This is a genomic window from Halomonas sp. KM-1 (assembly GCF_000246875.1).
GTDB lineage: Bacteria > Pseudomonadota > Gammaproteobacteria > Pseudomonadales > Halomonadaceae > Halomonas > Halomonas aerodenitrificans.
The window spans coordinates 70,982-82,065 of record NZ_BAEU01000106.1 but is presented as its reverse complement, the minus strand read 5'-3'; the positions used below and the strand labels follow the sequence as shown (position 1 = coordinate 82,065).

Genomic DNA, 11,084 nt, shown 5'->3' with positions numbered 1-11,084 from the left:
AGCGGGCGGCGGCTCGCCGGCGCCACCAGCGGGTGCGGCGGACGAACCGCCACTTTCGACACCGCGTAGCGGCAGCGGGGTCTTGGCCGGCTGCGGCACCCCCTGGGGGCGGAAGGCCAGCATGCGCAGCAGCGTCATCTCCAGCGCTGTGCGCAGGTCGGGGGCGTGAGCCATGTCGCCGCGCCCCTGAATGCCGATCTGGTAGTAGAGCTGCACGTCCTCGGCGGTGAAGCGCGAGGCCAGAGCCAGCACCGTGTCCCGGTCGCCGTGGCCGTTGTCCACCGCGGCGGGTACCATCTGAGCCACCGCCAGGCGGTGCAGCACCGCGCTCAGGTCGTCGAGTACGGCGGCGAAATCCGGCCCTTGCTCCGCCAACTGGGCGATCTCGGCCAGCAGCCGTGGCGCATCGACGTCTGCCAGCGCTTCGACCAGTGCCAGCACATGACGGTGATCGAGCGTTCCCAGCATGGCGGCCACGTCAGCATGGCGCACCTGCCCCTGGCCGAAGGCGATGGCCTGGTCGGTCAGGCTCATGGCATCGCGCATGGAACCGTCGGCGGCCCGTCCCAGCAGCCACAGCGCACTCTCCTCGAAGCCGATGCCCTCGGCCTCGAGCACCTTGGCCAGGTGGGTGACGATACGCTCCGGCGGCATGTTCTTGAGGGTGAACTGCAGGCAGCGCGACAGTACCGTGGCCGGCAGCTTCTGCGGGTCGGTGGTGGCGAGCAGGAACTTGACGTGGGGCGGCGGCTCTTCCAGCGTCTTGAGCAGCGCGTTGAAGCTGCTGGTGGAGAGCATGTGCACCTCGTCGATGAGGTACACCTTGTAGCGGCCCTGGGTGGGAGCGTACTGCACGTTGTCGAGCAGCTCGCGGGTGTCTTCCACCTTGGTGCGCGAAGCGGCGTCGACTTCGATCAGATCGACGAAGCGGCCCTCGTCGATGGCACGGCAGCTGTCGCACTGGCCGCACGGCGTAGAGGTTACGCCATCGTCACCATACCCTTTGGCCGTACAGTTGAGACATTTGGCAAGTATTCTTGCCAGTGTGGTCTTGCCGACGCCGCGTGTCCCGGTGAACAGGTAGGCATGATGTAAACGCCCCTGATCGAGGGCGTTCACCAGCGCACGCTGGACGTGCTCCTGGCCGACCAGTTCATGGAACGTACGCGGTCGCCATTTGCGGGCCAGAACCTGGTAGCTCATTGCTGTACGGATTCCTTGCAACAGGGCTGGCGGGCAGCCGATCGGAGCAGGGCCTGCTGCGCCCCGACGAAGGTGTCCGGTGACGAGCCGAACGCGAAAACCTCCATTCTACCGGCTGATGCCGGGGGCGCAAAGCACACCCGGCAATGGCCCACGGCCCGCCAGTCGAAGCACCGCCTCGGGGGCTCGTCCGCCAGGCTAGCTGTGTTAGCATGCGTTGAGTATTTTCGACATTTACTGGAGTCATCATGAGCGATCCGCGCTGCGCCTCCTACTATACCGCCACCATCCACCAGGAGTCGGACTACCCTCGGCTGGAAGGCGAAGTGACGGTCGACGTGGCCATCGTCGGCGGCGGCTTCACCGGCGTGGCTACGGCGGTGGAGCTGGCCGAGCGCGGCTATCGGGTAGCCATCGTCGAGGCCAACAAGGTCGGCTGGGGCGCCAGCGGACGCAACGGCGGCCAGGTGACCGGCAGCCTCTCCGGCGAGGCGGCCATGCGCAAGCAGATGCGCCGCACTCTGGGCGAAGCCGCCGACGACTTCGTCTGGAACCTGCGCTGGCGCGGCCAACGCATCATTCGCCAGCGAGTCGAGCAGTACGACATTGCCTGCGACCTGAAGCACGGTCATCTGCAGGCGGCCTGGAAGCCCTCGCACATGGCGGCGCTCAAGGCCGACTTCGAGGCCTGTCAGGCCCGCGGTATGGGCGAGCACGTCGAGCTGCTCGATGCGCATCAGGTACGCGACGTCATCCGCACCGAGCTCTATCACGGCGGTCTGCTCAACCGTTACAACCTGCATCTGCACCCGCTCAACCTGTGCTTGGGCGAGGCGCGCGTGGCCCAACGGCTGGGTGCGCAGATCTTCGAGCATTCGCCGGTGGTGCGCATCGACCACGGCCCCTCGCCCGCCGTGATCACCGCGCACGGCACGCTACGCGCAGACCGCGTACTGCTGGCCGGCAATGCCTATCACCGCCTGGAGCGCCGCCGCCTGGGCGGCAGGCTGTTTCCGGCTTCGCTGGGTATCGTCACCACCGCGCCGCTGGGCGGGCTGGCCGAAGCCATCAACCCCCAGGACCTGGCGGTGTACGACTGCCGCTTCGTGCTCGACTACTACCGTCTCACCGCCGACGGCCGGCTGCTGTTCGGCGGCGGCGCCAACTATTCGGGCAAGGACTCCCCCGACATCGCCGCCGAGCTGCGCCCGCGCCTGGAAGCCACCTTTCCGCAGCTCGCGGGCACGCCCATCGATTACGCCTGGCAGGGCATGGCCGGTATCGTGGTCAATCGTATCCCCATGCTCGGCAGGCTCTCCGACACCGTCTATTACGCCCAGGGCTACTCGGGGCATGGTGTAGCGACCTCGCACATCGTCGGCGAGATCATGGCCAAGGCGATTGCCGGTCACCTGGAGGAGTTCGACACCTTCGCCGCCTGCCGCCACCTCAAGGTGCCGTTCGGCGACGCGCTGGGCAATCCGCTGTTGGCCGCGGGGATGTGGTATTACCAGTTACTCGAGCGCTGGCGCTGAGCCATGCCTGAAAAATGGCTGCGCTCGGCGATTTGTTCAGCGTTTCGCCGCTGCTTATAGTGAGCTTCACCCCAACAACTAGAATAGCGGGCCGGCCATGACAGCTTCCTTTTCCGAACGTATCGACGCCTTTCGTATCGCCCGCCTGCCGGATATCCGCTTCGGTGCCGGTAGCATCGGGCTGCTGCCGGGGCTGATCGCCGACTATGGAACGAGCGTGTTGGTGGTCACCGGCAGGCGCTCCTTCGTCGCAACGTCACATTGGCGGGCGCTGGTCGCAGAGCTCGAGGCGCAGGGCGCCAACTGGCATCACGTCACCGTCGAGGGTGAGCCCTCGCCGCAGCGGGTGGATGCCATCGTCGCCGAACAACAGGCTCACGCCATCGACGTCGTGGTCGCCATCGGCGGCGGCAGCGTGCTGGATGCGGCCAAGGCGGTGGCCGGCCTGCTGCGTCCCGGCAATTCGGTGATGGATCACCTGGAGGGCGTTGGCAGCGGCCTGCCCTATCGCGGCCCGGCGGTACCGCTGATTGCCGTGCCCACCACGGCCGGTACCGGCAGCGAAGCAACCAAGAACGCCGTGCTCAGCGTGCAGGGCGCCGACGGATTCAAGAAATCGTTCCGCGATGAGCGCTTGGTCGCCGCTGTGGTGCTGGTCGACCCGCAGCTGCTGGCGGGGTGCCCCAAGGCGCAGATTGCCGCCAACGGCATGGATGCCTTCACCCAGCTACTCGAATCCTACGTCTCGCTCAATGCCAGCCCCGCCACCGACGCCCTGGCCTGGTCCGGCATGCAGGCGTTCTGTCGCGGCTTCTGGTCGGCCTGGCAGGCGAACCATCCCGAGGCCGAGCAGGGCTACGAACAGATCGCCTACGCTTCGCTGATGTCGGGCATCACCCTGGCCCAGGCGGGCCTGGGCTCGGTACACGGCCTGGCCTCGCCGCTGGGCGCCTTCTTCCCGATTCCTCACGGTACGGTATGTGGCACTCTGGTTGCCGAGGCCACCGAGGTCAACGTTGCGGCGCTGCGCCAGCGTGAGCCGCACGCAGCGGCCCTGGCCAAGTACGCCGAGGCCGGCCGCCTGGTCAGCGGCGAAAGCGAGCTCAGCGACAGCGATGCCTGCGATGCGCTGGTCGCAACGCTGCGCGAATGGACCCAGCGGCTCGACATGCCGAGGCTCGGCGCCTACGGCATGCAGCGGGACGACATCGAGCGCGTGGTCGCCGGCGCCCGGGGCGGAAGCATGAAAACCAACCCCCTGGTGCTGACCGATGCCGAGCTGGGCAGCCTGTTGGAACGGCGACTCTAGGCGGCCCAAGGCGGCACTAGCCGGCTCTAACCAGGGCGGCATCGAAGCCGCTCAACACATTCACCACGTTGATGCCGATCTCCTCCACCGCATAGCCGCCCTCGAGCAGGAAGACGGTGGGTAGGCCCAGCGCGGCCAGGCGGCGTCCGACATCCGGGTAGTCGTCGCTTCTCAGCTTGAAGCTGCTGATCGGGTCGTGCTCGAAGGTATCCACCCCGAGCGACACGATCAGCAGTTCGGCCCCGGCCTGACGAATGCGCGCCAGCCCCTCGTCGAGAGCCGCCGACCAGCGCGCGTAATCGGTACCGGGCGGCATGGGATAGTTGACGTTGTAGCCCGCGCCCCGGCCGCTGCCGGTCTCGTCGGCGTGGCCCAGATAATAGGGAAAGCAGTGCAGTGGGTCGCCGTGCAGCGATACTACGATCACGTCGTCGCGGGAGTAGAAGATTTCCTGGGTGCCGTTGCCGTGATGAAAGTCGATGTCCAGCACCGCTACCCGCGAATGGCCGTGCTTCAGGGCCTGCTCGGCGACGATGGCCGCGTTGTTGAAGAAGCAGTAACCGCCGAATTGATTCGACGACGCATGGTGGCCCGGCGGACGGCACAGACCGAAGCTCGGCTCGCCGCTCTCGAGCGTGTGATCCAGCGCCGACAGGGCGATGTCCTTGCTGACCTCGGCGGCCTCGAAGGTATTGGCACAGATCGAGGTCTCGCCGGTCTGGGCGTAATAGCCGAGCCGCCCTTCGATATGCTCGGGTATCCGCGTGCCGGGCATCGAACGGGACGGCCAGATGTTGGGGATCGCCTCGCCGGCCATGCCGACCGCCTTCCACTCCTCCCAGCAGCTGGCCAGGAACTCGACGTAGTCGCGATCATGTACGGCCAGCACCGGCTCGAGACCGAAGCGGGCCGGGGCCTGCACCGGGCCAAGCCCGCTCGCTCGAATCCGCTCGAGCACCAGGTCGACGCGCTCCGGACACTCGAAAGGCGCCATGAGCAACCCCTCGTTGAGCTCGGTCTTGGCGCGACGCAGCTTGGTCGACTCGCTATGGAAGGTCAGCATGACGACACCTCTTCGGGATGGTTCGCCTGACCTTGCCATGCCCTAGGCCGAGATACCATATAGTGGAATACTTCAACGACGAGCGCCGACTGGGGGAGGGCCAATGCTAAGTGACATCGAACAGCGCATCGTCGAGCGCTGCGAGGCGCTGATGGACGACACCCTGGCGCTGACCCGCGACCTCGTGCGCGGCTACAGCGTGCTGGGCCAGGAGCACGGCGTACTCGAGACCATGGAGCGCTGGTTCGAGCGCCTCGAGCTGCCGGTTACCCGGGTGCCGCTGGACGCCCCCGGTTTCGCCGAGCACACCCACCGCGCCCCCACCGAATGGGACTGCACCGAACGCTATAACCTGGTGGCCCAACTCAATGCCGAGGCTCCGGGGCCGCATCTGGTATTCAACGGCCATCTCGACGTGGTCCCCGCCGAGCCCACCGACATGTGGACCCGCCCACCCTGGGAGCCCTGGGAACGGGACGGCTGGCTCTACGGGCGCGGCGCCGGCGACATGAAAGCCGGCATTGCCGCCATGACCCTGGCCGTGCAGGCGGTGCGTCAGGCCGGCGTGGCCATCGACTTCCCGCTGACCCTGCAGACGGTGATCGAGGAGGAGTGCACCGGCAACGGCGCCCTGGCCTGCCTGCACCAGGGCTTCAGCGGCGACTTCGTGCTGATTCCCGAACCCTTCGGCGCGCGGATCTATGCCGGCCAGGTCGGTGTGCTGTGGTTCCGTATGCGCCTCGACGGCGTGCCGGCCCACGTGCTCGACACCCGTGCCGGGCGCAACGCCATCGAGACACTGGTCGAATATTTGCCCGCGTTCAAGGCGCTGGAGGCCGAGATCAACGGCCTGCCGCGCCAGGCGCCCTACGACACCCTCGACAGCCCCTTCAATCTCAGCATCGGCAAGATCGAAGGGGGCAACTGGGCCTCCAGCGTGCCCGCCCATGCCATCCTCGAAGGCCGCGTGGGCTTCCCGCCGGGCATGACGCCCGACGAGGTGATGGAGCGTGTGCGCCGCTGCGTGGAGGCACGCCACGCCGAACTTGCCGATGACGGCCCCATGCCCCGGGTGGAGTTCCACGGCTTTCGCTCCGAAGGACACCTGGTCGACCTCGAGGCACCGGGCATTGCCCTGCTTTCGCGCTGCCACCAGGATCTGCTAGGCGCCCCGCCGGCCACCTATCTCTCCACCTGCACCACCGACCTGCGCGCCTTCCACGTCAGCGGCGCGATCAATGGCACCTGCTACGGGCCGGTGGCCCAGCGCATCCATGGCGTCGACGAGTGCGTAGAGATCGACTCGATTCGCCACGTGCTGACCACCTACGCGCTGTTCATCCATCGCTGGGCGGAGATGACCTGAAACCAGGGACACGAATTCTAAAGGGGATCAAAACGCAGCGGGGAGGCCATTGGCCTCCCCGCTCGTTCTTTCATTCGTGCGTGTAAGTGCTCGTCGCTGCCGGACTCAGGCGCAGTCCGCCGCACCCTCACCGAACATGTCGAACAGCAGCTCGCGGCCCATGGCGCTCAGCACGAAGCGACCGTGTTCGTTGTAGATGGCGGCCTCGCTGCTCTCGAGTACCCGCTGGCAGGCCGGCCACTCCTGGGAGGCTTCGCGCATCTGGCGCAGCGCGCGGCTATCGAGTCCACGGAAGGGGATGGTGATGGTCTCCAGCACGTGACCCTGCTGGTAGAGCAGAAAGGCAGCGTTCGACAGGCACTGGCGCAGGCTGCGCTGAATACCAGCGTTGGGCGTGGCGTCGATCTGCATGGTGCACATCCTCTCGCAAGCGTTTTGCTGCGCTGCATATTAACACCAAAGTCTATGTCGACCAAGGTCTAACATCGAAGCGTGCTGCGCGGAGATACACAAGACGAAAAGAAAACAAGAGGCCGAAATGGAGGCAGCCCCGACAGCCACATCCCGGCACACGCGACCACCACTACCGTTGCTCCCTTCCGGGCCTGGCGGGGTTTGCGGTTTAGCGTTGCGGGAGGACCGACGGGGCCACCACGACACGATGCCTTCGAGGTATCGAACCCGGCGTGCATCAATGGCTTGCCGAGTGCGCGTGCACTATACCAGCGGCACCGGAGGCGAGCAAGGACCGTCGCTCGAGGCAGGCATGAGCGACGGCCCGGGCTGTAAGGCGGAGCCAAATCGGCTAGGGTGAAAGGGCAAGGGAGACGATGAGGAGAGGCACACACACCGGAGGAGACGCCCCATGAAGAAGAATCCCGACAAGGGCTACATTGCATTGCTCGGCTGGAGCCTGAATGCCGTCGAGGCTGCCGAGAACTTCGACCGTCGCTACATCGTGGTAGCGCCGGAATGGGCGGAAGAGTACTGCCAGAAACACGATATCCCCCATGTGTCATGGAATTTCGAGCGCCTCAACGACCGCTCGCTGGAAATTGCCGAGACCTTGAAGGAAATGGGAGTGGACGTGGCGATCCCCCTGTTCGAGGAAACCGTCGAATGGGCCGGCGCCATCAACTCGGTATTACTAGACAACCCGCGGCTATACGGCCAATCGCTGCTGCTGCGCGACAAGGCGCTGATGAAACGCCGCGCCCAGCTTGGCGGCATTCGCGTGGGGATCTTCGAGGAGGCCCACGACAAGGGCGACGTCATCCGCTTTCTCAAGCGCGTCAACCAGACCCTGCTCAAGCTGGACGGCGACCCCAACGACCCCATTCATCTCAAGGCCTTCGACAAGGCCGGCTGCCTGGGGCATCGGGTGATACGCACCCCCGACGAGGTCGATACCATTCCCGATGAAGAGTTTCCGGTGCTGATGGAGTCGCACCTGGACGGCTGGGAATTCGCCGTGGAGGCGTGGATCCATGACGGCAAGATCGCCTTTCTCAACATCTCGGAATACGTCACCCTGGGCTACTCGGTCTTCGTGCCCGCCTCGCCGGAACTGGAACGCTACCGGCCCCAGATCACCGCTCAGATCGAAAAGCTGATCAAGGCCTTCGACATCGATTTCGGCCTGATCCATCCCGAGTATTTCGTCACCAGCGACGGCGAGATGTACTTCGGCGAGGTGGCCTATCGCCCACCGGGCTTCAAGGTGTTCGAGCTGCTCGAGCGGGTCTACGGCTTCAATGCCTACCAGGCCAGCATGCTGGTGTTCGACCCCAAGAGCAGCGCCGAAGAGGTCGCCGCCTTCTTCCCTCGCGAGGTCGAGGATGCCAAGTGCTATGCCGGCTGCTTCGGCGTCTATCCACGGCGTCGCGTGGTCAGCCGCCTGGAGATCCCCGAAGAGGTGGAAGACGACCCCTACTTCGAATCCCACGAACTCACGCCGCCCATGGAGGAAACCGTGACCAAGCGCACCGCTTTCGGCACGCACTGGGGGCTGATCTACTTCAAGGGAGACGATCCGGAGCGCCTGCGGGATCTGCTCAAGCACCAGGAAGAGCTTGATTTCTACATTTGATCAGGGCGTGATGGTGCGACAGCTCGATCACAAGGAGTCGGCGTGACCACTAACGGGCACATGCACGAGGGCACCCCGCCAGCGGACGAGGAGAAGCTGCTCAGACTACTGGCCAACCTCGACGAGGCAGCCGCCATGCTCGGCGAAGCCCGCGACTTCGCCAAGCCGGGCAAACTTCCCCGGGTGCTGGATACGGCACGTCGCGTACTGCTCCATCCCGGTGGCGCCGCCGCCCTGGAGGTACGCGCCAGGGCATTGGAAGAGGCCGGCGTGTTTCTCGGCTCCGACTGGGCCACGCCGCAGTATCTGCTCCCTTCCCTCACCACCTACTCGCTCAAGAGCCCCGACGCAAACACGGTGGTGATCGAGGCCTTGAGCGAGCTGCGTCTGCTGGCGGTGGCCAAGGGCGACTATCTGCATTCGCTGGTGTCCGGCGAGCAGGCCCACCACTACCTGACCCAGGTGATGGCGCTCAACCTCTGGCTGCTGTTCAGTTCCCCCAGCGAGGCGGAGCGGGAAACCCAGGGACGACTGGCGCGGATTCCACGCTATCTGTTCCATCACCTTGCCGAGCGTATCGGCTACGAGCACATCATCGATCAGCTGATCGAGGAGATCTGGCGGGTGCTGCAGCAGCGCCCGATCCAGGTGGAGGCGGTAAAGCAGATGATCACCCAGATCGCCATCTGCCAGGCCGATCCGGCCATCGATCTCGGTACCAGCGGCCAGGGCGCCGACCGCCTGGTGAGTTCGCTGTATGGCCCCACTCGCGCCTGCCGCGAAGACCCCGGCCTCGAGGTCTATCGCCAGCGTCTGGCCAGTATGGACAACGCCGCCCTGCAGGGAGAAGCCACCGGCTTCGCCCGCGCCATGCACGACACCGGGCTGGTGTCGCCCTACCACCCGGTGCTGCTGCGCCACCTGCTCGACCACGGCGACCATCTCATCACCGAGGCCCTGGGGCTCTCCTCCACCGGCCGCGACTGCCTGCTGTGCTACCGCGAGCTGGCTCACGCGCTGATCCGCAGTGCGGTGCACCCGGCCACGCCCCAGGCGGTGTACGGCCTGGCGCTGATGCTGGAGCGCGGCATTCTCTATCAGCCCCCCGTGGCGCCCGCCATGTGGCGCCAGTTAGGGCTGCCGCTCTCCGAGTGGTCCCAGGCGCGCCTCAACCTGGCATACGGCGATGCGGTCTCGCCGCGTGCCCGCCTGCTCGAGGGGGTGTTGTGCATGCTGGGGCTGCCGCTGGGCGTAGGTCAGGGCAACAACCCGACCTGTCAGTCGGCCAGGGCACTCTCCATGTGGGCTTACAACGATCCCGACTACCTGCTGCAGATGGTGGCCTGGGCCGCCCGCGACGACGAGATCGTGATGCACTTCGAAGGCCAGCCGATCTCCTCGATGGAGAGCAGTGGTGGCGTGGCACAGAGCCTGCCGATGGATCTCGATCCGGTGTCGCTGATCGTGGTGCCGCACCTGGACCGCATCTATGCCGAGATGGGCCGGCGCTGCATCGGCCGCGAGGGCGACCCGCACCGTTGGGTCAATCCGGAGTTCCACGGTTGGTGGTCGGGGCGCGGCTTTCGTATCAACGTGGACGTGGCCAGCGGCCAGCTGCATGAGCTGGACGTCTTTTTGCGCCACTTCTACGCCAGCTATCACCCCTACTACAACGGCAATCAGCCCCTCATCCACCCGCAGCCGGCGGGCATCGCCGTGACCGATAGCGCGGCGCGCTTCATCGGTTGGCACGCCATCACCATCCTGCGCGTCTCCCTCGATCCCACGGACGTGATGCGGGTCTACTTCTTCAATCCCAACAACGACAGCGGCCAGGACTGGGGCGATGGCGTCAGGGTCAGTACGGCAGGCAACGGCGAGCGCTTCGGCGAAGCCTCCCTGCCCTTCGAGCAGTTCGCCTCGCGGCTCTACATCTTCCACTACGATCCGCTGGAGCGCGGCGAGCTGGCCAACGTCACCCAGGAAGAGCTCAACCGGGTCACCGGCTACGTTCATCGCAGTTGGGGGGCGAACCGGGTACCCGCCGCCGATCTGCAGGCTGATAGCGGACACCCGAACCCAGGTACTTGACCCGCATCAGGACAATGACTCGGGGCTCTGCCAGAATGGCAGTATCTCAATGTGAGGCTCGCTTCGAGGGAGTTCGAATGGATTTCAAGTTATTGATGGTTTTCGTCGACCAGGACAGGACCGATACCGTGCTGACTGCCGCACGGGAAGCAGGCGCCACCGGGGCTACCATCATCAACAACGCCCAAGGCCAGGGGCTCAAGCCACAGTTGACCTTCTTCGGCCTGGAATTCATGGCGTCTCGCAGCGTGATTCTCATTCTGGTGGAAGCCCGCCGTTCAGAGGATGTACTGAACGCCGTGAGCACGGCGGGCAAGCTCGACGAGAGTCTCGACACGGGCATTGCGCTGGAAATCGAGGTGTCCAAGGCGCTGGGGCTGACGGAACACATCAAGGCCCTGAGCAAGGAGCACCCGTTCGACTGAGCG

9 protein-coding genes and 1 other RNA gene are annotated in these 11,084 nt (G+C 65.6%); 6 read left to right on the top strand and 4 right to left on the bottom strand.

All coding sequences use genetic code 11. From position 1 onward, the window contains the following. Positions 1-1,203 (bottom strand): DNA polymerase III subunit gamma/tau (gene dnaX / locus B8115_RS11205; RefSeq protein WP_010627887.1); only part of this gene is annotated, 1,203 nt, incomplete at its 3' end. A 248-nt stretch (positions 1,204-1,451) separates the two neighbouring features. Here dnaX and B8115_RS11200 point away from each other — a divergent pair. Together B8115_RS11200 and B8115_RS11195 are read left to right on the top strand one after the other, a co-directional pair. Next, positions 1,452-2,738: an FAD-binding oxidoreductase gene (locus B8115_RS11200; protein WP_010627886.1), complete on the top strand. Its 1,287-nt coding sequence runs from the start codon at positions 1,452-1,454 to the stop codon at positions 2,736-2,738. A 97-nt stretch (positions 2,739-2,835) separates the two neighbouring features. After that, positions 2,836-4,047, top strand: coding sequence for an iron-containing alcohol dehydrogenase (locus B8115_RS11195; protein ID WP_010627885.1), 1,212 nt, complete (start codon positions 2,836-2,838; stop codon positions 4,045-4,047). Between the two features lie 16 nt (positions 4,048-4,063). Here the strand turns inward: B8115_RS11195 and B8115_RS11190 are convergent, their stop codons facing one another. Next, positions 4,064-5,110 (bottom strand): histone deacetylase family protein, encoded by a 1,047-nt coding sequence (locus B8115_RS11190; RefSeq protein WP_010627884.1) that lies wholly within the window; start codon positions 5,108-5,110, stop codon positions 4,064-4,066. 103 nt (positions 5,111-5,213) lie between these two features. On the opposite strand from B8115_RS11190, the gene B8115_RS11185 reads away from it, so the two are divergent. After that, a complete protein-coding gene (locus tag B8115_RS11185) occupies positions 5,214-6,476 on the top strand; it encodes an ArgE/DapE family deacylase (protein WP_010627883.1) in 1,263 nt (420 codons plus the stop codon). A gap of 105 nt (positions 6,477-6,581) precedes the next feature. Here B8115_RS11185 and B8115_RS11180 read toward each other — a convergent pair whose 3' ends face one another. Then, entirely contained in the window at positions 6,582-6,887 is a 306-nt protein-coding gene (locus tag B8115_RS11180; protein WP_010627882.1) for a hypothetical protein, read from the bottom strand. A gap of 137 nt (positions 6,888-7,024) precedes the next feature. Continuing rightward, positions 7,025-7,121: signal recognition particle sRNA small type (ffs, locus tag B8115_RS11175), an RNA gene on the bottom strand. A 220-nt stretch (positions 7,122-7,341) separates the two neighbouring features. On the opposite strand from ffs, the gene B8115_RS11170 reads away from it, so the two are divergent. From B8115_RS11170 to B8115_RS11160, 3 genes are all read left to right on the top strand, one after another. Further along, positions 7,342-8,565 (top strand): acetyl-CoA carboxylase biotin carboxylase subunit family protein, encoded by a 1,224-nt coding sequence (locus B8115_RS11170; protein WP_010627881.1) that lies wholly within the window; start codon positions 7,342-7,344, stop codon positions 8,563-8,565. A gap of 42 nt (positions 8,566-8,607) precedes the next feature. Then, entirely contained in the window at positions 8,608-10,656 is a 2,049-nt protein-coding gene (locus B8115_RS11165; RefSeq protein WP_010627880.1) for a hypothetical protein, read from the top strand. A gap of 77 nt (positions 10,657-10,733) precedes the next feature. After that, complete coding sequence (locus tag B8115_RS11160; RefSeq protein ID WP_010627879.1) at positions 10,734-11,081, top strand: nitrogen regulatory protein P-II; 348 nt, start codon at positions 10,734-10,736, stop codon at positions 11,079-11,081. The last annotated feature ends 3 nt before the right edge of the window (positions 11,082-11,084 follow it).

Excerpts from the sequence above, each read along its gene's own strand:
- B8115_RS11190 (WP_010627884.1), bottom strand. The coding sequence starts at position 5,110 with ATGCTGACCTTCCATAGCGAGTCGACCAAGCTGCGTCGCGCCAAGACC.
- B8115_RS11200 (WP_010627886.1), top strand. The coding sequence starts at position 1,452 with ATGAGCGATCCGCGCTGCGCCTCCTACTATACCGCCACCATCCACCAG.
- B8115_RS11180 (WP_010627882.1), bottom strand. The coding sequence starts at position 6,887 with ATGCAGATCGACGCCACGCCCAACGCTGGTATTCAGCGCAGCCTGCGC.
- B8115_RS11185 (WP_010627883.1), top strand. The coding sequence starts at position 5,214 with ATGCTAAGTGACATCGAACAGCGCATCGTCGAGCGCTGCGAGGCGCTG.
- B8115_RS11160 (WP_010627879.1), top strand. The coding sequence starts at position 10,734 with ATGGATTTCAAGTTATTGATGGTTTTCGTCGACCAGGACAGGACCGAT.
- B8115_RS11170 (WP_010627881.1), top strand. The coding sequence starts at position 7,342 with ATGAAGAAGAATCCCGACAAGGGCTACATTGCATTGCTCGGCTGGAGC.
- B8115_RS11195 (WP_010627885.1), top strand. The coding sequence starts at position 2,836 with ATGACAGCTTCCTTTTCCGAACGTATCGACGCCTTTCGTATCGCCCGC.